At 67.3% G+C, this 25,131-nt stretch carries 18 protein-coding genes; 10 read left to right on the top strand and 8 right to left on the bottom strand.

The features are described 5' to 3' along the window. Nucleotides 1-34 precede the first annotated feature (34 nt). Nucleotides 35-778, bottom strand: coding sequence for an SDR family NAD(P)-dependent oxidoreductase (locus KTR9_RS01925; RefSeq protein WP_014924978.1), 744 nt, complete (start codon nucleotides 776-778; stop codon nucleotides 35-37). A gap of 51 nt (nucleotides 779-829) precedes the next feature. Beyond that, the gene (locus KTR9_RS26450) at nucleotides 830-1,723 is read right to left on the bottom strand and encodes a helix-turn-helix domain-containing protein (RefSeq protein WP_014924977.1); all 894 of its coding nucleotides are present in this window, start codon (nucleotides 1,721-1,723) and stop codon (nucleotides 830-832) included. Between the two features lie 222 nt (nucleotides 1,724-1,945). Here KTR9_RS26450 and KTR9_RS01915 point away from each other — a divergent pair, with 222 nt between their 5' ends. From KTR9_RS01915 to KTR9_RS01875, 10 genes are all read left to right on the top strand, one after another. After that, nucleotides 1,946-3,508, top strand: coding sequence for a flavin-containing monooxygenase (locus KTR9_RS01915; RefSeq protein WP_014924976.1), 1,563 nt, complete (start codon nucleotides 1,946-1,948; stop codon nucleotides 3,506-3,508). After that, complete coding sequence (locus KTR9_RS27590; protein WP_158409741.1) at nucleotides 3,505-3,648, top strand: hypothetical protein; 144 nt, start codon at nucleotides 3,505-3,507, stop codon at nucleotides 3,646-3,648. The genes KTR9_RS01915 and KTR9_RS27590 overlap by 4 nt, the downstream gene beginning before the upstream one ends. Before the next feature lie 50 nt (nucleotides 3,649-3,698). Continuing rightward, a complete protein-coding gene (locus tag KTR9_RS01910; protein ID WP_014924975.1) occupies nucleotides 3,699-5,510 on the top strand; it encodes a flavin-containing monooxygenase in 1,812 nt (603 codons plus the stop codon). A 5-nt stretch (nucleotides 5,511-5,515) separates the two neighbouring features. Beyond that, entirely contained in the window at nucleotides 5,516-6,499 is a 984-nt protein-coding gene (locus tag KTR9_RS01905; RefSeq protein ID WP_014924974.1) for a cyclase family protein, read from the top strand. Continuing rightward, the gene (locus KTR9_RS01900) at nucleotides 6,496-7,239 is read left to right on the top strand and encodes an SDR family NAD(P)-dependent oxidoreductase (RefSeq protein WP_014924973.1); all 744 of its coding nucleotides are present in this window, start codon (nucleotides 6,496-6,498) and stop codon (nucleotides 7,237-7,239) included. The genes KTR9_RS01905 and KTR9_RS01900 overlap by 4 nt, the downstream gene beginning before the upstream one ends. A gap of 44 nt (nucleotides 7,240-7,283) precedes the next feature. Then, nucleotides 7,284-8,138 (top strand): alpha/beta hydrolase fold domain-containing protein, encoded by an 855-nt coding sequence (locus KTR9_RS01895; RefSeq protein WP_014924972.1) that lies wholly within the window; start codon nucleotides 7,284-7,286, stop codon nucleotides 8,136-8,138. Further along, nucleotides 8,135-9,244 carry a zinc-binding dehydrogenase gene (locus KTR9_RS01890; RefSeq protein WP_014924971.1) on the top strand — a complete coding sequence of 370 codons (1,110 nt, stop codon included), beginning with the start codon at nucleotides 8,135-8,137 and terminating at the stop codon, nucleotides 9,242-9,244. Before KTR9_RS01895 ends, KTR9_RS01890 begins: the two co-directional genes overlap by 4 nt. 51 nt (nucleotides 9,245-9,295) lie before the next feature. Then, complete coding sequence (locus tag KTR9_RS01885) at nucleotides 9,296-10,582, top strand: MFS transporter (RefSeq protein WP_014924970.1); 1,287 nt, start codon at nucleotides 9,296-9,298, stop codon at nucleotides 10,580-10,582. A gap of 103 nt (nucleotides 10,583-10,685) precedes the next feature. After that, nucleotides 10,686-11,513, top strand: coding sequence for a mycofactocin-coupled SDR family oxidoreductase (locus tag KTR9_RS01880; protein WP_014924969.1), 828 nt, complete (start codon nucleotides 10,686-10,688; stop codon nucleotides 11,511-11,513). 85 nt (nucleotides 11,514-11,598) lie between these two features. Next, nucleotides 11,599-13,104, top strand: coding sequence for a class I adenylate-forming enzyme family protein (locus KTR9_RS01875; RefSeq protein WP_014924968.1), 1,506 nt, complete (start codon nucleotides 11,599-11,601; stop codon nucleotides 13,102-13,104). Nucleotides 13,105-13,120: 16 nt separating this feature from the next. On the opposite strand, the gene KTR9_RS01870 is transcribed toward KTR9_RS01875, so the two are convergent. The 6 genes from KTR9_RS01870 to KTR9_RS01845 all read right to left on the bottom strand — a co-directional run bounded on the left by KTR9_RS01870 (nucleotide 13,121) and on the right by KTR9_RS01845 (nucleotide 25,086). Then, nucleotides 13,121-14,671 (bottom strand): acyl-CoA carboxylase subunit beta, encoded by a 1,551-nt coding sequence (locus KTR9_RS01870; RefSeq protein WP_010844859.1) that lies wholly within the window; start codon nucleotides 14,669-14,671, stop codon nucleotides 13,121-13,123. A gap of 11 nt (nucleotides 14,672-14,682) precedes the next feature. Next, nucleotides 14,683-20,013 carry a polyketide synthase Pks13 gene (gene pks13 / locus KTR9_RS01865; RefSeq protein ID WP_014924967.1) on the bottom strand — a complete coding sequence of 1,777 codons (5,331 nt, stop codon included), beginning with the start codon at nucleotides 20,011-20,013 and terminating at the stop codon, nucleotides 14,683-14,685. Between the two features lie 116 nt (nucleotides 20,014-20,129). Further along, nucleotides 20,130-22,031 carry a long-chain-fatty-acid--AMP ligase FadD32 gene (fadD32, locus tag KTR9_RS01860; protein ID WP_010844857.1) on the bottom strand — a complete coding sequence of 634 codons (1,902 nt, stop codon included), beginning with the start codon at nucleotides 22,029-22,031 and terminating at the stop codon, nucleotides 20,130-20,132. A gap of 257 nt (nucleotides 22,032-22,288) precedes the next feature. Next, the gene (locus tag KTR9_RS01855) at nucleotides 22,289-23,299 is read right to left on the bottom strand and encodes an LLM class F420-dependent oxidoreductase (protein ID WP_014924966.1); all 1,011 of its coding nucleotides are present in this window, start codon (nucleotides 23,297-23,299) and stop codon (nucleotides 22,289-22,291) included. A 235-nt stretch (nucleotides 23,300-23,534) separates the two neighbouring features. Next, entirely contained in the window at nucleotides 23,535-24,548 is a 1,014-nt protein-coding gene (locus KTR9_RS01850) for a cutinase family protein (RefSeq protein WP_010844855.1), read from the bottom strand. A gap of 1 nt (nucleotide 24,549) precedes the next feature. Beyond that, nucleotides 24,550-25,086: a DUF732 domain-containing protein gene (locus KTR9_RS01845; protein ID WP_014924965.1), complete on the bottom strand. Its 537-nt coding sequence runs from the start codon at nucleotides 25,084-25,086 to the stop codon at nucleotides 24,550-24,552. Nucleotides 25,087-25,131: the final 45 nt, after the last annotated feature.

The raw sequence follows: 25,131 nt of genomic DNA, 5'->3' as shown, positions 1-25,131 counted from the left end.
ATCTGGTGGCATCGACGTGCCTGCCGCGCCCACATCACACTGCTTGCAGCGGGTGTTTCACACTGGCCCCGCCGTCGACGACGAGGACCTGGCCGGTGATGTAACTCGCGGCTGGGGACGCCAAGAACGCGGCGACGGAACCGATCTCGCTCGGGTCGCCACGCCGGCCCATCGGAATCCGGTCGACGAGCCCCTCGTCGTCAGTACGGGCCGCGGTGGCGATCGAGCCCGGAGCGATGGCGTTGACCGTGATCCCGCGGGCAGCGTTCTCGAGGGCCAGGGTCTTCACGAGGGCGATGAGACCGGCCTTCGCCGCGCCGTAGGCGCCGTGGTGCGGAGCGGCGGACAACCCACTGACCGAGGCGATGGCGACGATCGACCCGCCCGAAGGCAGGATGCCCAGGACTTCCTGTGCCACAACCCATTGCTGGCGCAGGTTGAGTTGCATGGACCTGTCCCAGTCGTCATCGGTGAACTCGTCCACCAGCGCCCAGGTCGACCCACCCACCACGTTCACGACGATGTCGATCCGCCCGTGGTGAGCGACGACCTCGCGCAGGGCGACTCGGACGGACTCCCGGTCGGTCACGTCGACAGTGGCGGCCGAGGCCTCACATCCGACGTGGTGCAGCGCCTGCGCCGATGCCTCGGCGGCCGCGAGATCGCGATCGAGGCATACGACGTGGTTCCCATCACGAGCGAGCTGTTCGGCGCACGCCCGTCCGATGTCGGGGCCGCATCCGAGCACGACCGCCACTCTGTTCTCGCCGTCGACCATCGGACGACACCTCCATAGCTGATTGGTTGCTCCCCGAGTGGGGAGTCAGGTTCACGTACGAACGCGGGGCGGAGACACGGTGATCCCGCTGATGCGTGACATCCGGTCGCGCAGGTCGTTGCCGACGTCGAGCACATCGTGCCCGGTGAGTGCCCCGGGGAAATTGACCACGCACAGGGCGACGTCCACTCGTTCCTGACGATTCATGAGCGGGATGCCGACCCACTCGATCTCACGGGCGTCGGGGTAGTCGAAATCCGTGATGAGATACTGCGTTTCACGTAGCTGTTGCACGAAGTCGCTGACCACGGACTCGTCGTCCCGCGTCGACCCAGGAGCGGTCGGACCCAGCATCAGCCGCTCCGCCCGCGCTTTGGCGTCGGTCCGTGCCGCCGCCGCGACACCCTGCGATCGCAGGAAGTCCAGCGCGCTCATCACCGCATCCACCTCTCGAGGTGACGGATCGGATGTGCTGTGCGAGAACCAGTCCTGGATCTCACCCATTCGACGCCCGGGCAGGAACAGCACTCCCAGCGGTGGTGCGAACGGCTGGGTCCGCGCACCGATCCGGAACAGTGTGGTCACACGCGAGGGGTCGCCCGACGCCGCGATGGGGACGATCCAGCCACCGAGCTCGGCGGTGAGTACACAGTGTGCGTCGTAGTGGCGCGCGATCTCGGCCATCTCGGATCTCAGGACGTCGACCAGCTCTCCTCGATGCCCGAGAGCAGCCTGCCCCACACCGGTGAGCACCGGCCCCAGATGCAGCAGCTTCTCACTGTCGCGCAGGAGATATCCCGCTTCCACAAGCGTTTCCACCAGGGGATGGAGCGTCGATTTGCTGATGTCGAGTTCTCGCGCGAGCTCCGACAGCGAGTAGCTCCGTTCGGACCTCCTGGCGAGAAAGTTCAGCACGTCGACGACCCGGCGCGTCGGATTGGACATTCCCGAGGACCTCCTGATCCCTTGACACTCAACCTGTATCGACAACGTACCGGTCGATCAGGGCGACCGGCTCCGCAGTGCGCGAGGTGATGTGAACCAAACGTCGACGGGGGTTGACCTGTGACACACATCATGGCAGCATTCGAACTATAAGACAAGCCGTTCGACTATACGAACACTTCCGCGCCGGCGGCTCACTCAATCGATTCAGCAGGAGGACCTGTGCGCTTTCGACCTCGACCATCACCGCAACCCACCATCGCGATCGTCGGTGGTGGATTCGGCGGCATCGGCGCACTGGCGAAGCTGAAGGAGGCCGGCTTCACGCGGGTGACCCTGTTGGAGCAGGCACCCGGCCCCGGTGGAACCTGGTGGCACAACCGGTATCCCGGGGCCGAGGTCGATACGCCCTCGGTGTTGTACTCGTACTCGTGGATGCCGTGGAAGTGGTCGCGGACCCACGTGCGTCAGGCCGAATTGCAGGAGTACCTCGAGGCCGTGCTGAGCAAGTACGACCTGCGCGGTCACATCCGATTCGGGGTGAAGGTGGAGCGGGTCGTCTGGAACGAGGCGCGCCAGGAGTACACCATCTGGTCCGACGGGAAGCCGATCACGACTGCTCAACACGTCATCAGCGCGGTCGGGTTGCTCGGTGATCCCAAATTCCCCGATTGGGAGGGGCTGGCGGACTTCCGCGGCCCGGTGTTCCATTCGGCGCAGTGGGACAACTCGATCGATCTGACCGGTCGCACGGTCGGCGTCGTGGGTTCCGGCTCCACGGCCGCCCAGCTGGTCCCGGCACTCTCCGACATCGCCGGCGACGTCGTCGTCTTCCAGCGCGAGCCGGGGTGGGTGGTCCCCAAGAACTCCCGCGAGTACACCGCCGCCGAACGGAAAGCGCTCGAATCCCGCTTCGCACAACGTTTTCTACGCACCAAGTTCCTGCTGCTGCGCGAACGTGACCAGGTCGGTGGAGCGCTCTGGCGAGAGGGCACCGCGGTCAACACGGCAGCGCGGGCGGGCGCACTCGCCCACATCCACCGCGTACTCGACGGCCGGCCCGACCTGATCGAGGCGGTGACACCCACGCACCCGTTCGCCGGCAAGCGGCCGGTCATCTCCGACGACTTCTATCCCGCGCTGCGCAAGGCCAACGTCAGCCTGATCCCCCGCGGAGTCAAAGGGGTCGACGCCGATGGGGTCATCGACGCGAACGGCGAGCATCACGCCCTTGACGCACTCGTCCTCGCCACCGGCTTCAAGGCCGACTTCCTGACGACCTACGACGTGGTCACCCAGGGCGGTAAGACGTTGCACGCCAGATGGAACGGCGACGAAACCGCGTTCCTCGGAGTGATGGCCGCCGAGGTCCCCAACTTCTTCATCCTCTACGGGCCGAACACCAACGGCGGCACGATCGTGTCGAACCTCGAGCTCCAGATCGACTACACGGTTGCCGCCATCGCCTCCGCCGCGCGTCGTCGGGCATCGACTGTCGAGATCCGGCCCTGGGCACTCGCCCTGTACGACCGGCTTCTGCAGCGGAGACTGCGAGGCACCACGTTCGAGTTCGAGAACAACTACTACCGCAGCGCGTCCGGGCGCATCAGCACGCAGTGGCCGGAAGGCGTGATCAGCTACGCGATTCTGACCAAGCTCCTGCGCTGGCCGCTGTGGCGCTACGGCTTTCATCTCAGTTCATCCACGAACGGCACCGTCGCAGCTCATTCCGGCTCCGATTTCGACCACACACCCGGCCGCGAACGCGAGGAGACACACTCATGAGAACAACGATCGTCCTGGTCGCCGCAGCAGTGCTGGCGCGACCCGTCAGCCAGGCGACCTATGACGCCGTCCGAGCCGTCCGGGCGACGCTCACGCTGCACCGAATGGACCTCAAAGCCAACCCCACCTCCGGCCTCTGACCATGTCCGCCACTCAATCCACCACCCCACCCGAGAAGTGAGTCACTCCCATGACCATTGAACAGACCATCGACCAGTCGACAACGGCGACCCTCGCGGACACCGACGCGGCGCGCGATGCCGGCGCCGTGTTCGCTGAATGGCTGGCGACCTTCACCACCGCTGTCGTCGGCCGCGACACCGCTACGCTGCGAACGATTCTCACCCCGCATGTGTGGTGGCGGGACATGGTCGCCCTCGACTGGCAGCTGTCCAGTCACAACGGACCGTCCGACGTGTCCGCGTTCGTCGAGTCGAGTCCGGAGGTCATCACCTCGGTGCAGCCGGACGACGGGATCGCCCCGGCGCTCACCACGCCGGCACCGGGGTCGACGTGGATCGAGGGTTTCTTCGGTTTTACGACGAACACGGTGAGGGGTCGTGGTCACGCACGCCTCGTCGAGCAGCCCGACGGCCGGTGGCGGGCCTGGACCGTCCTCACCGAGGGCGCCGAGTTGCTCGATCGACCTCTCGCCGTGCGCCATCGGCGACCACGGCCCAGCGGCCACGCGACCGAGACCCCCTGGCATCACAGCCGGGCACAGTCGACCGCACACGACCGTGAGGATCCCGAGGTCCTCGTCATCGGCGGTGCGCAGAACGGGCTCGGGCTCGCGTCCACACTGAGCCTGATGGGTGTCGACACCCTGGTCGTCGAGAAGACGCCTCGGGTCGGTGATGTCTGGCGTGATCGATATGAGTCTCTGGTACTCCATGCTCCGGTGTACAGCGATCACCTGCCGCACTTTCCCTTCCCGGACAGCTGGCCGGTGTACACACCGGCGCGAAAGTTCGCCAACTGGCTGGAGAACTACGCGGAGTCGCTGGAGCTGAACGTCTGGACCGGCACCGAGGTCCTCTCCGCCGACTTCGACGCGGCCGCCCAGAGCTGGACCGTGGTGACGCGATCCGACGCGGGTGAACGCACGCTGCGGCCGAAGCACCTGGTGGTCGCCACCGGAACCTCGTCCGTGCCATGGGTTCCCGAGGTGCCCGGCCGCGAGGAGTTCAAGGGCACGGTCATCCACTCCAGCGAGCACAGGACGGGCCAGGGCTGGGAGGGGCGCAACGTCGTGGTGATCGGCGCGGGCACGAGTGCGCACGACGTCATCGAGGACTTCCACTACGGCGGGGCCCACGTGACGATGGTGCAGCGAGGGCCGACCTACGTGCTGAGCCGGGACTACGGGAACAAGATCCTGTTCGAGTCGGCCTACAGCGAGGATTCGCCTCCGCTGGACTATGCGGATCTGCAATCGGATTCGATTCCGTGGCCGCTCCTGCTCGAGATGGCGGTGGCCCAGACCGAGGCGATCGCCGAAGGGGACCGTGAGTTGCTCGACGGGCTCGAGGCCGCCGGTTTCGCGGTGTGCATGGGTGATCCGCGTATGGGCGAGCGCGCCGGCCTGATGTCCTTCGGGTGTCGCCCCGGCGGACCGGGCGGTTACTACGTCAACGTCGGCGCGTCCGAGCTGATCATCGAAGGCAAGGTCGCCGTCCGCTCCGGGGTCGGCCTCGACCACTTCACCGCCGAAGAGGTGGTGCTGACCGACGGGACACGACTCGCAGCCGACCTCGTGGTACTCGCCACCGGCTTCCTCGACATGCGGGAGAGCTCGCGGAAGTACCTGGGCAACGAGGTCGTGGACAGTACCGACGCGTTCTACGGCATCGACTCCACACGCAACGAGCGCGGGCTCATCTTCCAGCCGTCCGGGTATCCGCACCTCTGGTACGCGGGCGGCGGGGTCATCGAGGTCCGCCGCTACGGTCGATTCCTCGCCCTCCAGATCGCGGCACACCTCAACGGATTGGTCGGGTGACGGACATGTCGATGGACGAATTCCACGAGATGGCCGCCCAGGTACGCAATTGGGGGGTCTGGGGCTCCGACGACGAGATCGGCACGCTCAACTACATCACTCCCGATGTCGTCCGCGAGAGTGCGAACCTCGTCCGGAAGGGAGCCGTGTTCCAGCTGGGCATGGACTTCGCGCCGACGGGCCCCCAGGGTGACAACCTGTTCCGCCGCAACCCCTTACACGTGATGACCATCACCGGCGGTGATCGTCACGCGATGGCCGAGACCTTCCCGTCGTGGGAGACCAACGGTCTGGCACAGGAATTCAGCGCTTTCATGTCGTCGGACATCCTGCGGTTCACCGACGACATGATCATCATGCACACCCAGTCCGCGACCCAGTGGGACGCGCTCTCCCACGCGTACTACGACGACCAGCTCTACAACGGTTTCTCGGCGGACACGGTCACCAGCGTCGGGGCGTACCGCTGCGGCATCGACAAGGTGGCCGCGCGAGGGGTCACCTCACGGGGCGTACTCCTCGACATCGTCCGGCTCCGCGGGGAGGACACGTTCCTCCCGCACGGGACACCGATCACCGCAGACGAACTCAGCCGGGCCGCGGAGGCGCAGGGTGTCGAGGTCAGAGAAGGCGATGTCGTGCTCATCCACACCGGGTGGGTCTCGAAGTTCGTGGGTACCGGCGACCGGTCCCCCTGCGCGGGACTCGACTGGCGCACCGCGTCATGGTTCCGGGAACGTCACGTCGCCGCGGTTGCCGCCGACAACAGTGCCATCGAGGACGCCGCGTCCGGGATTCCCGGCAACATGCTCCCGATGCACCTTCTCTGTCTGCGGGAGATGGGCTTGTCTTTCGGTGAGTTCTGGGACCTCACGGCGCTCGCCGCCGATTGTGCCGCCGATGGGCGCTACGAGTTCCAGGTCGTCGCACCGCCTCTGAAGATCTCCGGCGGCGTCGGTTCGCCGATCAATCCGGTCGCCATCAAATGAGCGGCGCGAAAGGGAAGTCCGCGATCGTCACCGGTGCCGGATCCGGGATCGGCCTCGCGGTCAGCCGACTGCTCGCCGAGCAAGGGTGGCGGGTGGCGCTGGTCGACGTCAACGAGATCCCACCGGAGTCCATGCCCCCGTCCCGCGAGGGAGGCGAGCACCTGTCGATCCGGGCGAACGTGGCGGATGAATCCGACGTCGACGAGGCGGTCACACGGGCCGTCGACGAGTTCGGCGGCCTCGACGCGCTGATCAACAGCGCCGCGGTCACTTCCGCGGACGATGTCGGCATTCTGGATTCATCGGTAAAGACGTTCGACCGGGTGATCGCGGTGAACCTCCGCGGCACGTTCCTGATGTGCCGCCGGGCGATGCCGAGCCTCGTCGACACCGCCGGCGCGGTCGTCAACGTCTCGTCGGCCGCAGCGGTGATGGGTCTGTCGAGTACGGCCTACCCGGCCAGCAAGGGAGGGGTGAACGCACTCACCCGCGCCATCGCCCACCAAGTTGCCGAATCCGGTGTCCGGTGCACCTCGGTGATGCCCGGGATGGTCGACACCCCCATGCTCGCGGTCGCCGCGGGCAAGGAGGGCTCCTCGGTACGAACGACTCCCGGAGTCTTCGACAGACGCGCCCACCCCGATGAGATCGCCCACCTCATCGCATTCCTGGTATCCGACAACGCGCGGTTCATCACCGGCGGCGCCATCGCCGCCGACGGCGGACTCACCAAGTACTGACCGACACACGATCCCTCGGACAGGCGCCGAGGAAAGGCCGAAACATGACATCCCCCGCAGGAACTGCCCTCGACCGCCGCCGTGGCGAGATCGAGGCGGCAATGGGTTCCCAGCCGCCCCACCCCGATGCGACGGTGACCTCGGTGGCCGAACCCGGTTTCGCCGGCCTCCGGATCGATCCCGCGCAGTTCGCCGACGGCCCGACCCTCATCCACCTGCACGGCGGAGGCTTCCGGCTGGGGTCCGCGGCCGCGTGGGCTCCGTTCCTCAGTCATGTTGCGGTACAGACCCGATCGCGTGTGCTCGCGGTCGACTACCCCCTCGCCCCGGAGCATCCGTACCCGGCGGCCGCCCAGGCTTGTCATGCCGCCGCGGAATGGGTCGCGGCGACCTCGGGGAGCTTCGTGCTGTCCGGCGATTCCGCGGGTGCGGGGCTCGCCGCGGCGACAGCGCTGTCGCTGCGTGCCGGGGTCCGGCCCCTGCACCGAGCGACGATGCTCCTGTCACCCTGGGTCGACCTACGAGTGGTCAACGACAGCTTCACCGAATGCGGGCCCACCGACTCCCTGTTCTCCGCTCGGGACGCACGGGAGGCCGCCGCCGGTTACAGCGCCGGGCACGATGTCGCGAATCCGTCGCTGTCGCCGGCGCTGGGCGACTGGACGGGGCAACCACCGGTTCTCGTCGAGACGAGCAGCACCGAGGTACTCCGGGACGACGCACGGCATCTCGCGGCTCGACTACTGGCATCGGGCGTCACCGTCTGGTTCCGAGAGGTTCTCGACCAACCGCACGATTGGCACATCACCGGGCCACAGTCGCCGGCCGTGCGTTCGTCGTTGGATCTGATGCGCGACTTCGTCGGCATGACGTCGGCGCGGGATCGGGTGCAGGCATGAGGCGGGCACGATCGATCGTGTTCCGCGGCCAGCAGGCCGGACTCGACTGCGTCGAACGCGACGTTCCACCCCCCGGTTCCGCCGAGCTCGTGGTGCAGGTGACACACGCCGGGGTCTGTGGCTCCGACGGACACCATCTCACCGGCGAGGTCGCCGCGACCGGTACCGACCGCGGATACACCGCCATCAGTGCCTACCACTTCGGTCACGAGGGAATCGGGACGATCGTGGAACTCGGGAGCGGCGTGTCAGCGGACCGCGCCGGTGCACCACTGTCTGTGGGCGACAGGGTCTTCTGGTCACCCCCGACCCCGTGCGGGGTCTGCGAGAGCTGCACCGCGGACTGGCCGACGGCCCTGTGCGCGAACCTCGACTGGCCCCAGGGAGTCGGCAGACCGTCGTCGGCCTCGTATCAGGACTTCGCGACGATCTCCACGCGCGCAGCGTATTTCCGCATCCCCGATTCGGCGGCGTCGGACGCGGTGATCGCGTTCGGTTGCGCGATGCCCACAGCTCTCGGCGGGCTCCGACGACTGGGCGGCGTGTCTGCCGGCGCAACCGTGGTGATCCAGGGCAACGGGCCGGTCGGTCTCGCGGCGACGATGCTCTTCGGGCTCGGCCCGGCTTCGCGGATCGTCGTGATCGGCGAGCCCGGCGAGCGGATGACCGCAGCCGAGAACCTGGGTGCGACGCATACGGTTTCGCTGCCCGACACCGACGAGACGCAACGGCTGCAGTACGTCCGCGACCTGACGGCCGGCCGCGGGGCCGATGTCGTCGTGGAAGCAGCCGGGCACGTCAGTGCATTCGACGAAGCCGTGCCGATGCTCGGCCTGCGAGGGCGCCTCCTGGTCCTGGGCCTGTTCTCCGGTGGCTCCACGGTCCCGTTCAATCCGGTGCTGGTGAACAACCGGGAGATATCGATCATCGGTTCGCTCGGCTGCCCGATCGACGATTACGGCCGGTCCGTGGAGCTGGCTGATCGTCACGGCGACGCGCTCGGCCTGCACAACCTGGTCACCCATCGGTTCCCGCTCGAACAGGTGACGGAGGCCATCACCGCGGCGACCTCCGGGGTGGCCGTCAAAGCCGTGGTGAATCCCTGACCGACCGCCACGCGCGCGAGCGCAGCGGATCATGACAAGCATCGAGAGACAATGACTCAGAGACTCACTCGCACGAGATCGACCATCGGAATCGGCCGACCGCTGAATCGCTGGTGGTACGTGGCGACCGGTGCGCTGTCACTGGTGTTCGGATCGAACACGGTGAACGCGCTGTTCAACGTGCTGGGCGAGCCGATGTCCGACGAATTCGGTTGGGAACGTGGCGTCATCGCGACCGGGTTCTCGATCGAGACCGTGATGGTCGGGATCAGCGTCGTGGTCCTGGGCGTACTCATCGACCGGTTCGGGCCGAGAATCCCCAGCATCCCGATGTCTGTCGGTTTCGGCGTCGGGCTGATGGCCATGGCTGCATTGCCCGACAACCGCGCGGTCTTCTACCTCCTCTGTGTCCTCATCGGTTCGTGCGCCGGGGCTCTCGCGCCCATCGCCCACGCGGCCGTCGTGAGCGCGTGGTTCTCCGATCGTCGTGGATTCGCCCTCGGGATCCTGATGGCGGGTCTGGGCCTGTGCGGGGTGGTGATGCCGCCGTTGGCGAGCTGGACCCTCGACCTGGTCGGTTGGCGGGGAACCTTTTTCATCATCGGCGCCGTCTGCGCGACGGTGCCCGCGGCGGTCTATCTGCTGATCACCCGGATGCCCGAGGGGGGCGAGAGTGACGTGGCTTCCGCGTCTTCCGCGCAAGACGCCGGTGAGTCGCTCCTTCGCCTCGCGAGAAAGCACCGGCAGCTGTGGTTGCTGGGCGCAGTCAGCTTCCTGATCTCGGCGGCGAGCTTCGGCCTGATGTCGCAGGTCATCCCCATGACGACCGACAAGGGCGTCGACCTCGGACTCGCGGTTCTCGCGCTCTCGACAATCAACTTCTCGTCGATCTTCGCGCGGTTGCTGTCCGGGTACCTGTTCGATCGGATCTTCGCGCCTCTCGTCGGGTCCGTGGTCTTCGTGCTGGGCGCCGTCGGTGTCACGCTGGTGATCTCGTCGACCGCCTCGGGCATGCTGCTGATCGGTGCCGTGCTGATCGGGCTGGTCCTCGGTGCCGAGACCGATCTCAACGCCTACCTGACGAGCAGGTACTTCCCCAAGCACTCGTTCGGGCGCGTGTTCGGGTTCGTCACCCTCCTCTACGCTCTGGGGTCCGCAGCCGGAGTGACACTCCTCGCCCAGATCTTCTCGCTGACCGGCTCCTACACCGCGGGAATCGTGCCGCTGGTCGGAATGGTGATCATCGCGATCGGTTGTCTGCTCGGCATGGGGTCGTACCGCTACTCGGTCGACGCGGTCCACATCGACGAGCCGGAGGGCGATCTCGTCGCGAAGTGACCGTGCCTCGTCATGACGCGACCGCATCGGCCACGACTTCATGGCGTCGGGTGGACCCATCGCCCGCCGCTCTTCGTCTGAACACCACCAAGAAGGAGGAACTGTGAGTTCATCAGCACGTCTACTCGACGGCAAGGTCGCCGTGATCACCGGTGCCGCACGTGGACAGGGGCGGAGCCATGCCCTGACGCTCGCACGGCACGGTGCTTCGATCCTGGCCCTCGATGTCTGCCGCCGGGTGAGCTCTGCCTCGTACGAGCCTGCTACCTCGGCAGACCTCGAACAGACCGCCCACCTGGTCCAGGAGCTCGGCGGCCGCATCATCACCGGAGAGGTCGACGTCCGTGACCAGCAGGCGCTCGCCGATGTCGTCCGTTCCGGTGCCCAGACGCTGGGCGGCCTCGACATCGCGATCGCCAATGCCGGAGTGAATGTATGGACGAGTCTGCTCGACGCGGACGAAGACGACCCCTGGGACGACACGATCGGCACCAATCTGACCGGCGCGTACAACACCCTCCGGGCGGTCGCACCGATCATGGTCGACGGCGGAAGGGGCGGTTCGATCATTCTCACCAGCTCGGCGGGCGGCCTGAAGGCGATCCCCGGCATGATCGCCTATGCCGCTTCCAAATTCGGGGTCACCGGCCTCATGCGCGCCGCTGCGCTCGAGCTCGGGCAGTACAACATCCGGGTCAACACCGTGCACCCGTGGGCCGTCGACACCCCGATGGGCGGGATGCCCGCCTACGGCGAGAAACTGCTCGCCGACAATCCGTCGTACGCCGACAGCTTCAAACAGATCTTGCACGATCCCGAAGTCGCCTCGGCGCAGGACATCTCCGACGCGGTCCTCTTCCTCGCCTCGCCGATGTCGCGGACGATCACCGGCGTCGCGCTGCCTGTCGATCAAGGCAACACCATCGTGTGACGGGCACCCCGGTGCACGTCCAGAATCATTCTGCTGCAGCGGCTTGCGTCGACACCGCAGACGACCCTTCGAAAGGACCCGAACAATGACCACCTCGCAGCAGGGCAGGCACGAGGGCGATCAGGCGGAGGGCACTAGTATTTCGTCGGCCCTGTCCGCCGGCGCTCGACGACGCCCGCACCGCGTGGCGATCGAGACGGAGGGAGTCGAGTGGACCTACCGCGATCTCGACACCGCGGTCGACAACGCCGCAATCAGCCTGCATCGAGCGGGGATCGAGGCCGGTGACCGGGTCGGGATCGTTCTCGACAGCACACCCGCCTATGTCATCCACCAGATCGCCCTCGCCCGGCTCGGTGCCGCCTTCGTCGCGCCGAATCCCAGCTGGACCCCACACGAGGTCCGGACGGCGCTCCGGACGGCCGGTGCGACCGCGGCGATCGTCGACGACGCTCATCGCGACCACCCCGGGAACGAGATCACGCTGCTGCCGGTCGACGACACCATTGTTCCGGGAGCAACACCCGGCGACGAAGCCGGACCGCCGAAGGTCGTCGTGAATTCTTCCGGGGAACTGTTCATCCCGTTCTCGTCTGGGACCACCGGCTTTCCCAAAGGAGTTGTCCACACCGTCGGCAGCGTGAGTGGAGCAGTCGAGCAGCTCGTGCAGCACACCGGACTCGGGCCCGACGATCGCATGCAGATCTCGATCCCGCTGTGCCACATCTTCGGCACGACGATGATGTTCGCCGCCCTCTCGGTCGGTGCGCGAGTGACGCTGTTCAGACGCTTCGACTTCGACGAATGCATCGCCCAGTTGCGAACGGGTGCGGTCACCGTCTGGCCGCTCGCCGGAACGGTCGCCCATCGGCTCGCCCGACAGCCCGATCTCGGACCCGACCAGTTCCCTGCGCTCAGGTTCTTCATGTGGGGCGGCAGCCCGGTACCCGCGGATCTGGCCGCGACGATCACCTCGAAGACGGGGGTCGGTTTCCTGTGCTCGTACGGTATGACCGAGGCGATGATGGTCGCCTTCAACCCGGTCGACGACCCGGGACAATGGCGGTTGGACTCGCCGGGCTTCCCGACTGCCGGGACCGAGGTCCGTCTCGGCGAGGACGGTGAGCTGGAGGTCCGGGGACCCAGTGTCGCCGTTGCCTATACACACCTCGACGCCGGGAGCGACTCACCGTTCACCGACGACGGGTGGTTCCGGACCGGTGACGTCGCCCGCATCGACCAGACGAACAGGATCTGGATCGTCGACCGCAAGAAGGACATGATCAAGGTGTCCGGATTCCAGGTGGCCCCTGCGGAAGTCGAATCCGAGCTCCTGCGACATCCGGAGATCACCGACGCCGCGGTGGTCGCCGAGCCCGACGATCGCACGGGACAGAGAATCGTCGCGTACGTGGTCGCCGCGGGAGCCCTCGACACCGATCGGCTGCGACAGTCGATGTCGACCCGCCTGGCCACCTACAAGATGCCGTCCGAGGTACGGACGATCACCGCGATCCCGCGACACAGCTCCGGGAAACTCCAGCGCGGCCGGCTGCGCGACGCGGGCGTTCGCTCCGCCACCAGCCGGTAGCGCCTCGTGGTGCGCGCTAGATCGGCATCAGGAAGTGCTTGCGCGGGGTCTTGAGGACCTCTTTGTCGCGCAACTGCGCCAACGCCTTCCGGAGCTGCAGACGGGTCTCGGCGGGTTCGATGACCGCGTCGACGTAGCCGCGCTCGGCGGCGAGATACGGGGTGGCCATCATCGTGTTGTAGAAATCGATGAACTCACGACGGATCTTGTCCGCCTCGGCGGCCGACAGCCCCTCGGTCTGGCGTCGGGTCAGCACGGCAGCAGCCGATTCAGCGCCCATGACCGCGATCTTCGCCGTGGGCCAGGCGAAATTGACGTCGGCACCGAGGTGCTTGCTGCCCATCACCGCGTAGGCGCCGCCGTAGGCCTTGCGCAGCACCACCGTCACCTTGGGCACGTCGGCCTCGACGTAGGCGTACAGGAATCGCCCCGAGCGCCGGATCGTGCCCTTCTGTTCCTCTGCGAGACCCGGCAGGATGCCCGGCGTGTCCACCAGGAAGACGAGCGGGATGCTGAAGGCGTTGCAGATGCGGACGAAGCGGGTCGCCTTCTCCGACGAGTCGGTGTCGAGTACACCCGACATCACGCTCGGCTGATTGGCGACCACACCCACCGACCGGCCGTCCACGCGGGCGTACCCGGTGATGATGTTGGGCGCGAACAGCTCTCCGACCTCGTGGAAAGCGCCGTCGTCGAACAGCTTGATGATGATGTCGTGCATGTCGTACCCGGCGTTGTCGTTGTCGGGCATGAAGTCGTTGAGCGACAGGTCGGACTCGGTGATCTCCGGTTCGAGACCCGGGTTGATCACCGGCGGCCGCTCGTAGGCACTCGACGGCATGTACTGCAGGTACTCACGGACCCAGTCGAACGCGGCCTTCTCGTCGGTGGCGACGTGATGGATGTTGCCCCACCGCGCCTGATTGTGTGCGCTGCCGAGGTCTTCGGCCGAGATCTCCTCGCCGTTCACCTGTTTCAGCACATCGGGGCCGGTGACGAACATGTACGACTTGTCCTCCACGGCCACCAGGATGTCGGTGTTCGCCGGGGTGTACACCGCGCCGCCGGCGCACTTGCCGAGGATCACCGACACCTGCGGCGCGAGACCCGACAGCAGGTCGTTGCGACGACCCATCTCGGCGTACCACGCGAGCGAGGTGACCGCGTCCTGGATGCGCGCACCGGCGGAGTCGTTGATACCCACCATCGGACAACCGATCTTGCCGGCCCATTCCATCAGCGAGGCGACCTTGCGGCCGAACATCTCGCCGACGGTCCCGCCGAAGACCGACTGGTCGTGGGAGAACGCCGCGACCGGACGACCGTGCACCAGTCCGTGTCCGGTGACCACGCCGTCGCCGTAACCGCTCTCGGCCGCACCCGGCATCTTGGCCAGCGCGCCGATCTCGACGAAGGTCCCCGGATCGAAGAGCATGCTCAGACGCTCACGCGGAGAACAGATCCCCTTCGCGGCGCGTTTCGCGAGCGCCTTCTCCCCTCCCGGTTCGCGGGCGGCCTCCAGTTTCTGACGGAGGTCGGCGAGCTTGCCTGCGGTGGTGTCAGTCACGGTCCTTCTTCCTACTTACCCAGCCGGGCGACCCGATCGGCGAGATCCGCACCGATCTTGCCGATGTACGGCTCGTCGACGATCGACAGGTGGTCACCGCCGACGTGGATGATCTCCAGGTCGTCGACCACCTCGCCCCAGCGTCCGTCCTCGTCGATCTCGGCCCACTGCGGCTCGAGTTCGATTGCGCCTGCGTGCATCTTGTCGGCCCGGTACAGGACGACCTTGCCGTCATAGGGTTGCGGCGCGATGCTGCTCAGCACGCGGTTCTCGATGAACGAGGTCCGCTGGTGCTCGATGATGCCGCCGGGGATCTTGGTGCCCGACATCGACATCATCTCCATGATGATCGCGAACTGGCCCTCGTCGTCGGCCTCGACGAGTCGATCCATCGGGATCGGCACCTCCGGGTCGAGATCGTAGTTGCGGATCGCGAAATCCTTCCAGCGCTCGAGTCGGGCCCGCTTGCTGTCGGGGGTCTCGGTCATGTCCGCGCGCGGACGCACCACGTCGATGAGCCCGACGAAGGCGACCTCTTCTCCGGCCTCGCGCAGCAGTTGCGCGACGCCGTAGGCCAGTGCTCCGCCGAAGGACCAGCCGACCAGCACGTACGGGCCATGGGGCTGCAGTTCGCGGAGCCGCGGAAGGTACTCGCGCACACGCTCTTCGATCGTCCCTTCGATCCCGCGGTCGAAGCCGATGACGGGCCGGTCCTCGGGAAGACGCTTGAGGAGGGCCTCGTATGCCGACGTGTTGCCGCCCGCGGGATGGAACAGCAGGATCGGTGTCGGGTCGCCCGCAGACGGGTCGTAGACCTTCTTGCCGTCCGGGACCAGGCGCAGATACCGCAGGAAACCATCGGTCGACGCACCGGCGTCGAGGTGGTCGCGAACGTAGTTCGCCATCTCCTCGATCGTCTCCGAGTCGAGGATGTCCTCGACGTCGATGTCCCCGCCGGTGCGCTCGTTGAGCCGGTCGGTGAGCTGCTGTGCGACGTCCTCCGACAGGACCGGCAGCTTGTTGAAGATGCCACCGGCCGAGGCCTTGGTCACGACCGCGTAGGTGCCGAACGTCAGGCGTTCGGCCGCATCGCGTGGTGGCACATCCGAACCCGCGGCCTCGGCGACCGCGCGCTGCGAGGTGATGTCGGTGGCCGGTGCGGGCGAGTCTGCCTGTACCGGCCGGCTCGGCACCTCGGGCGCCGGCGAGTTCGCCACCGCCTCCTCGACGTCGGCGACGTCTTCGGCGACATGCCGCTTCGGCTCCGGCGACTCCTCGGTCGGTTCCACGGACTCGGCCGCGATGGCGGGAGCCGGTGCGTCCGCACCCCTGGCGTTCTGCTCGTCGATGTAGGCGTTGAGCGCGGCAGTGTCGAGTTCGCCTCCGCCGGCGGCGTTCTGGGCGAGATCGTCGAGCTGGTCGCGATGCTCGACCGCGAACTCGACGAACTTCTGCACGTCGGCCAGATTGGCCTGCCGCATCGCCTGCAGCTGCAGCTGGGGGATGTCGAACTCGTACTCCACCCGGTTCTTGATGCGGACCGCCATCAGCGAATCCAGACCGAGCTCGATCAGCGGGATCTCGCGCGGCAGGTCCTCGGGGTCGTATCCCATGGACTCACCGACGATGACCGCCAGCCGATCTCCGACCGACTCACCCGATTCGGGACTCCACCGGTTGCCGATGTCGTCGACGACCTCGTCCTCGACGATCACGGTGTCATCGGCGAACACCTCGGCGCCCGACGGCTTCTCCGCCGCGGGTGTCTGGGTGACCGCACCCGCCGCGTCGTCGAGATCACCCGTGACCGCGGCCTCGAACAGCAACTGGAAGTTTTTGTCCGCCTTCGCATGCACACTCACCGCAGCACCACCGGGGTGCGGACTGAGCGTCGTCGTCAGGGTTCCCGAGGTGGGGATGTCGCCATGGGCGACCGACGCCCCGACGCCGGCATTCGTCAGCACCTGCGCCGCCGCGGCCCGCACCAGTTCGCGAGGATCGGTCACGGCCGAGGCATTGACCTCCCAGGCATGCCGGCCGTCGGGCAGCGCGACGTGCGAACCGGGGACGGTCCCCGCCGATCCGCCCGAGCTGATGCTGGCGGTGAGCCAGAAGTCCTTGCGTTCGAAGCGGGTTCGCGGGATGGCCGCGAAGCCGCCGCCGCCGAACAGAGATGCGACGTCCACCCGGTGCCCGTGCACGTACAGCTTCATCAGGGCGTTGACGAGACCGTAGCTCTCGTCCTCCTTGCGGCGCAGCGTCTCGATGAGCTCCGCATCGTGCAGACCAGCCGAGAACGTCACGGCCGCAACGGAGATCAGGACGGCCGGATTGGGCGAGAGTTCGAGGAAGGTGCGGTGGCCGTTCTCCACCGACTTCGAGATCGCCTGGCTGAACCACACACTGTGGCGAAGCCCCTTGGTGAAGTAGTCGATGGTGTGCACCGGCTCGTGGCCGGCGCGGTAGAACGCCTCACGGTCGACCGAGCTGTAGAAGCCGATGGTCGGACGCAGCGGTTCGATCCCGGTCAGCTCGTAGGCGAGTTCGCCCAGCAGCGGGTCCGTCTGCGAGGTGTGGCTGGCGCCCTTGGTCGCGAGCTTGCGACCGAGTTTGCCCTCTTTCTCGGCACGTTCGACGATGGCATCGACCTGCGGCTCCGGTCCGCCGATGACCGTGTGGGTCGGCGCGGCGTAGACGCAGATCTCCAGGTCCGGAAAATCGACGAGGACGTCGTTGATGTCGTCGGCGCTGTACTCCACGAGTGCCATCCGGCGGATGTCGTCGCCCTCCAGCATCGCCTCGCCCTCACCCATCAGCCGCGAACGCTGGCAGATGACGCGCGTCGCATCCTCCAGGGACAGACCGCCGCTGATGTAGGCGGCCGAGGCCTCACCCATCGAATGAGGCACGAGCACACCGGGTTCCGCACCGTGGTGGCGGAGCGTGTCGGCGAGCGCGACCTGGATCGTGTAGATGCCGACCTGGCTCTGCTCGGTTCCGTAGGTCTGTTCGTCGTCGACGAACATCTCGGCGATCGAGTATCCGAGTTCGTTCTGCACCAGCTCGTCGACACGGTCGACGTACTTCGCGAAGATCGGGTTCTCGGTGTAGAGCTGCTTGGCCATCTTGCGGTGCTGCGACCCGAAGCCCGACAGCAACCACACGGCGGACGCCGCATCGGGCGAATCCGACGAGTAGACGAGCGGATTGCTCTTGCCCTCGGCCACCGCCCGGACACCGGTGATCGCGTCGTCCAGGGTCCGGGCCATCACGACCGCACGCGACCGCCCGTGATTGCGGTGCGCCAGTGCCCGGCCGATGTCGGCCAGCGGGGTCGCCCGCCCCTCGTCGGAGTCGAGCCACTCGAGCAGATCCGCTGCGGTCTTGCGGCGGCGAGACGGCAGGAAGCCCGAGATGACCAGCGGCACAACCGAACCCTCGACCGCACAGGGGGCGAAGCCGGCGGCTGGGTCCGGCGCGGTCTCCACCACGGCGGTTTCCACGTTCTTCGCCTGCGCCGCGAGCACGGCCCGCTCGGCCTCGGTGAGGTACACGTCCTCGTCATCGATTTCGACAGGCTCAACCGGCTGGGAAGGTTCGTCGGCCAGCGACGCCGACGCCGGGAGTTCGGCCGCGGCGGCATCTCCTGCCGCCGACGACTCCGGTGCGAGATCCCCGGGCAGCACCTCGCGCACCACGACGTGCGCATTGGTGCCACCAAAGCCGAAGCCGGAGACACCGGCGATCGCGTGGCCCGAATACCGCGGCCAGGCGGTGGCCTCCGGGATCACCTTCAGCCCGTTGGTGTCGAACTGGATGTAGGGGTTGGGGCCGTTGTAGTTCAGCGAGGCCGGGATCGTGCCGTGCTGCATCGACAGCACGACCTTCGCCAGCGCGCCGGCACCGGCCGCGGACTCCATGTGTCCGTAGTTGGTCTTGACCGAACCCAGCAGCATCGGTGCGTCGGCGGAGCGGCCACGACCGACGACACGTCCCAGCGCGTCGGCCTCGATCGGGTCGCCGAGGATGGTGCCGGTACCGTGCGCCTCCACATAGTCGACGGTGCGCGGGTCGACGGCGGCGTCGGTGTACGCGTCGCGGAGCACGTCGACCTGGGCCTCCGGATTGGGGGCGGGCAGACCGTTGGACCGACCGTCGGAGTTGATCGCCGAACCGGCGATCACCGCGAGGACCTGGTCGCCGTCGCGCCTGGCGTCCGACATCCGTTTGAGGACGAACAACCCGCCGCCCTCGGCGCGGATCATGCCGTCGGCGTCGGCGGAGAAGGCCTTGATGTGCCCGTCCTTGGCCTGCGCGCCGATCCGGTCGAAGCCGAGGGTCGCAGCAGGCGTGATGAGCATGTTGACGCCGCCGGCCAGAGCGAGGTCGGACTCGCCGGTGCGCAGGCTGCGCACCGCCTGGTGGACGGCCACCAGCGACGACGAGCACGCGGTGTCCATCGCGATCGACGGGCCGCGGAAGTCGTAGAAGTAGGACACCCGGTTCGCCACGATGGCGGTCGAGGTGCCGGTCAACGCGTAGGCGGCCGTGTCCTCGGCGCCCTCGCTCAGCCCGAGGGTCGCCAGCAGCTGGTAGTCGTTGGTGGAGGTGCCGATGAACACGCCGACGGGCGCGCCCTTGAGGTCGCTCGGCGGGATGTGCGCGTGCTCCAGCGCCTCCCAGGTCAGCTCGAGCGCGAGTCGCTGCTGCGGGTCGACCATCTCGACCTCACGCGGGCTCATCTGGAAGAAGTCGGCGTCGAACGAACGGACATCGTCGAGATAGCCGCCGCGGGTGTTCGCCGACTCCAGGACCTCGAGCAGACGTGGATCCGACTTGAACTCCGTCCACCGGTCCTCGGGCAGATCCGAGATCCCGTCGACACCGGCGATGAGCGCCTGCCACGTGGACTCCGGCGTCGTGCCGGACTTCGGGAACCGAGTCGACAGGCCGACGATCGCGATGTCGTCGTCGGCGCTCCGTTCACGCTGCCAGAAGGTGTCCGAGTCGTCGTCGAGACCCTCGTCGGGATCGCCCTCGATGATCCGCTGCGCGAGCGTCGCGATCGTCGGGTGGTTGTAGACCACCGTCGCGGTGAGGATCACCCCGGTCTTGTCCTCGACGTCGGCGGCGAGTGCCACCGCGTCACGGGACGAGAGACCGAGTTCTTCCATGGGACGGTCGACGGCGATCTGATCGACCGGGAGCCCGGTGGCCTGGGACACCCACTCGCGCAGCCAATCACGAAGCTGGTCGACAGTGAGGTCACCGGCGGTCTCACCGTCGGTGCCGGCCACGGCCGGATCGATGGTGCGGACCTCGTCGGTATTCAGTTCAGACATCGCTTCCAGACTACTGATCTCGGGGCACCTGAACTGGTGCCGGGTGCATTATGAGCCCGCAGGGTGTCCGGGCGCGGCATCTCGACGCACTCACCCCGCCCGGGTCCGCAGGATCGCTACTCGGCGTCCGGGAACGCCGTCTGCTTGTAGCCGCCACGGAGGCTGCCATCGATGTAGGCCGCACGTGTCGCACGGCGCGCGATCTTGCCCGACGACGTGCGCGGGATCGAGCCGGCCGGCACCAACAGGACGTCGCGAACCATCACGCCATGGCGCTGTGCGACCGCGGCGCGCACGGTGTCGGCGACCTCCTGCGGGTCGGCCTTGCGGCCGGGTCCGCGCTCGGCCACGATGACCAGCTGCTCGGACGCGTCGTCGGCGTCGGGCTTCAAGCCGCTGCCCGCGAACTCGAAGACCTCGCCGGGCAACTGGTTGGCCGGTACCGAGAACGCGGCGACGAAGCCGGGGCGCAGCGCGTCGCTGGCTTCCTGCGCGCTGTACTCGAGGTCCTGCGGGTAATGGTTGCGGCCGTCGACGATCACCAGGTCCTTGACACGCCCGGTGATGTACAGCTCGCCGTCGAGCCAGACCCCGAAGTCGCCGGTCCGCATCCAGATCGCGTCCGCGGGCGCACCCTCGGCGTGGCTGTTCTCCGGGAGCGGGGTGACCAGCTTGTTGTGGAAGGTCTCCTCGGTCTCCTCCGGCTTGTTCCAGTAGCCGGCGCCGATGTTGAGGCCGTGGAGCCAGATCTCCCCGACGTGACCGTCGGGCTGTTCGGTCGCGGTCTCGGAGTCGACGATGGTCGCCCACTGGCTCACCGCGACCTGTCCGCAGGAGACCTGCGCGACCGCATTGGGGGCGTCGGCGTCGACGAGGGTGAAGCTGCCGGCGTTGAGGTCGTCGCGGTCGACGTAGACGATCTTCGCCTCGTTCTCGCGCTGGGTCGCGGACACGAACAGCGTCGCCTCGGCCATGCCGTAGCACGGCTTGATCGCCGTCTTCGGCAGCCCGTACGGCGCGAACGCCTCGTTGAACTTCTTCATCGAACTGACGGTCACCGGCTCGGAACCGTTGATGAGCCCGATGACATTCGAGAGATCCAGCTCTTCGCCCTCCTTCGGCAGACCGCGCGCGGCGGCGTGTTCGAAGGCGAAGTTGGGAGCGGCGGCAAAGGTCTCGGCGCCGTCGGCGGCCGCGGCGAGCTCCTTGATCCAGCGGCCCGGACGGCGCACGAACGCCTGCGGGCTCATGATCGTGATGTAGCGGCCACCGAGGGCGGGCAGGATCACGGTGAGCAGACCCATGTCATGGAACATCGGCAGCCAGGTGACGCCGCGGGCCTTCTTGTCGATGCCGATGGTGTCGGAGATCTGCAGCACGTTCGCGGCCACGGCCTGGTAGGTGATCTCCACACCGGCGGGGACCCGCGTCGAACCCGAGGTGTACTGCAGGTAGGCCACGGTGTCCTTGTTGTGGTCCCGACCGGCGACCGGCGCGACCCAGCTGGACCCCACCGAATCCGGGACGGCGTCGACGGCGATGACGCGCGGACGCTCCTTGGCCGGCAGCGGCGCGAAGAAATCGCGCACCGCCTCGGCGGACTTCGTCGACGTCAGGATGGCCGTGGGCTTGCAGTCCTCGAGGACCGCGTGCAGCCGATCGGTGTGGCCGGGCTCGTCGGGGGAGAAGAGCGGCACGGCGACGTTGCTGGCGTAGAGCGCCGCGAAGAACCCGATCACGTACTCCAGCGACTGGGGCGCGAGGATCGCCACACGGTCGCCCGGCTTCGTGACCTGCTGCAGACGTGCTGCAACCGCACGCAACCGCTTACCGAACTGCGCCCACGTCAGGTCCTGGGGCTCGCCGTCGCGCTCGCGGCTGTAATCGATGAACCGGTAGGCCAGCGTGTCGGCCTGCTCACGGACGTTCTGCTCGACGTAGTCGACCAGCGTCGCTTCCTCGGTGAAAGAGATGTTCCCGGTCTCGTCGATGAAGTCTTCGAGTTCAGTACTCAGCATTCATTACTCCTGTGCCCCCTCGTGGACTCCCCCACGCGGGCGCAGATCTCCGGCGAGGTGTTGGCGACGCCACCACGCAGTTCTGCCGTCCACGCCCTGTGCCGACCGCGGGATACGGTAGCGCACGTCCAGTTACCCAACGAAAAACTCGCGTTCGTCATGCTCGGTTTCGCATGGGTGCGCGTCGCCCCTCGACGCACACCCCCGGGTTCACCGACCCGTCACCTCGCTGTTGACTCGCGAGACCGTCGGCCATCCTACTCCCCCTTCAATTGCGCGAGCACAGGCGCAAAAGCATCCATCTGCGTCGGGAACACCCCGACGTAGGACATGGTGGTGCGGCGTCGCACCTCCCGGATCTGGTCCGCGATCTCCTCGAAGCTGCCGATAGCGATGTACGGCGAGGTCAGCACGTCCTCGACGGTGAACTCGGTGTCGTGCGCGATGTTGGGCGGATAGCCCTGTTCCAGAGCCTTGAGCGCCATCTCGGCGGTGGCGACCCGATCGTCGGTGATGACGATTACAGCGATCGTCCAGTTCAGCTCCAGATCGTCGAACCGGTCGCCGGCGGCCTCACGGATCCGGTCGACGCGCTCGGCGGTCTTCTCGATCGTCATGTCCGACAGCTTCATCTTGCCGTCGGTGGTCGTACCCGGAGCGACGGAGATGATGTCGGCGTGCTTGGCGGCCAGGGCCAGCATCTTGGGTCCACCGCCGCCGACGGCGATCGGCGGACGCGGCCCCTGCCGCGGTCGCGGACTGCCCTCGAGGCCGTTGATCTGGTAGAACTCGCCGTCGAAGTTCACCGTCTCGCCGCGCATCAGACCGTCGAGGACCGTCAGCGCCTCGTCGAGACGCCGGATACGCACGCCGGGTGATTCGAACTCGATGCCGGCCTTGTCGAACTCCTCTTTCATCCAGCCCGCGCCGATGCCCAACTCGAGCCGCCCCTTGCTCAGGACGTCGATCGTGTTGGCCTCCTTGGCGAGCAGGGCCGGGTGGCGCCAGCCGTTGGCGAGCACCGAGGTCGCCAGGCGGATCGTGCTCGTGGCCTGCGTCAGGGCGCCCAGCGCCGCGATCGGACCGACCTGGTTGCCCAGATGGTCGGGCACCGCGAAGGTGTCGTAGCCGTACTCCTCGGCGGTCTGCGCGAGCTTGACGAACTTACGGGCACCGCCCTCGTCCTTGTTGCCCTCACCACCCGCGCCGAAGCGGAACTTCCGCAGGCCGGACGAGGCACCACCGGCATCGCTCGGGGGTTGCGTCATCGCTGTCCTCTCGTCGTGATCGCCGGCTGCGTGAGGTCGCGTGCGGCGTCCGCCGGTTCCGCGATGTTCCTCGGCCAGCCCAACACGTTAATGCAGCGTGACGGCACCGCCAAACGAATCGGTCGCCGCCGTCAGACGAGGCTACCGGCCGGTCAGTTCGACGGCCGGACCGGACTCGCCCGGCGGCACCCGGCCCGACATGTCCGATCGGCGCGGCCGGCCTCGCGTGAGGAGGTCAGTTGTGCTCGGGTGCGGGCGCGTCCTGGATGAGGCCCTTGGACCAGTCGTACATCCACTGGGTCGCGGTCTGGCCGTCGTTCTCCCAGTAGCGCGTCGTCGCATACATCGCGTGGATGGGGTTCGACGCCGCGTTCGCCAGCTTCGACACCGCGGCCAGCGGATTGACGATCGTCGGCGAGTCACAGATGAGATCGCCGGGCGCGCAGATGGATTGGACCCGGTCACGAAGGTCGCCGAATCCGCCGGTGCGCGGACCGGTCATCGAGATGCCGGGGACGAGGTTGCCCATCCCGCCGAGCGCGATCTCGGCACCCACGCCGTTCGGACTCGGCGCGATGTCGTTCTGTTCACCCGGCTGGCGACGGCCGTCGGCGATGAGTCCGACACCGAGCACCAGATCTTGTTCACCCTCGTCGAGCACACCCCGGCCGTTGCCGATGTTGCTCGCGAGATCACCCGCGATGACCGCGCCCTGGCTGAAGCCCATGATCACGTAACCCGTCAGGGGGCAGCGCTCGTTGGTGGAGATGATCTTGCCCGCCGCGCGCTTGTAACCCTGGGTGCGTGACACGTTGTAGTCGACCTGACGGTCGGCCAGATTCGTCGGATTCCGGAACTGCGCCGTGTAGGGGACGGTGTAGATCTCGCTGCGCGAGGAGTCGAAGTCGTTCGCCAGGGCTCGGGACACGCGCAGCATCAGCGAGTTCGGATTCGCCGACGGCTTGTAGGGATCGTCGTCGGCGCTGGACTCCCAAGTCCCGGGGATGACGACCGTCAGGACGTCGGGGCAGTCCGCGGGCTGGGCGTCGGGTCGTTCGCTGGAGGGCGGGGCGGTCGACGGCCCGCCGGGCCCGATCGGCGCGGGTCCGGGAGCGAGCCACACCAAGACGAGCACGACGATGAGAACGATCGCGATGACCGCGAGCGCGAGGAGCAGCAGGGCGAACTTCCCCAGCCTGCGGACCGGACCCTTCCGGGTGCGGCCCGCGGCGTTGCGACGGGCGGCCACGTCAGCAGTAGTGCTGTTCTGCTGCGCGAATGACCTTGTCGGCCTTCACGTTCGCTTCTTCTACGTTGTCCGCTCCGGGCCCCACGGACGCGGTGACGAAGGCCTTCACCATGCTCGGGTCGGTGCCCTTCTGTTTGGCGCCGCAGACATACTTCGCCATGGTCAGGGCGACCGAGTTGTCGTTGTCCCCCATGAACGTGACGTCCTGCTGCTTCAGTGCGGCGAGGTAGGCCCGGGCCTTGTCGTCGAGCGGCTGGCCGCTGGGTCCGGGGAAACTGGCCGGGACCTTCGTGCTGGGGTTCGGCGCGGTCGCCGGCAGCTCCGAGGTGCCACCGGGCGTGGAGGGAGCGGTCTCCTCGGATGTGGAACCCGGCGTACTGGTCGAGGACTCCGCCGCCGAGTAGAGCGAGGTCGTCGTGACCGGGTTGTTGGTGATCGGCGCACTGGCCGTCGAGTCGTCGGCGCAGGCCGACACGGACCCGAGCGCGAGAGCGAGGCCCGTCACGGCCAGCACCAGCCGCACACACTTCGTTGTCATCGCCACTTCCTGCCGAACCTTTCGGGTCTTGATTGCGCACCGCCG

The organism is Gordonia sp. KTR9 (assembly GCF_000143885.2).
Classification (GTDB): Bacteria; Actinomycetota; Actinomycetes; order Mycobacteriales; family Mycobacteriaceae; genus Gordonia.
Note: the sequence above shows the minus strand (reverse complement) of the source record. Positions and strands in the feature narration are given on the sequence as shown.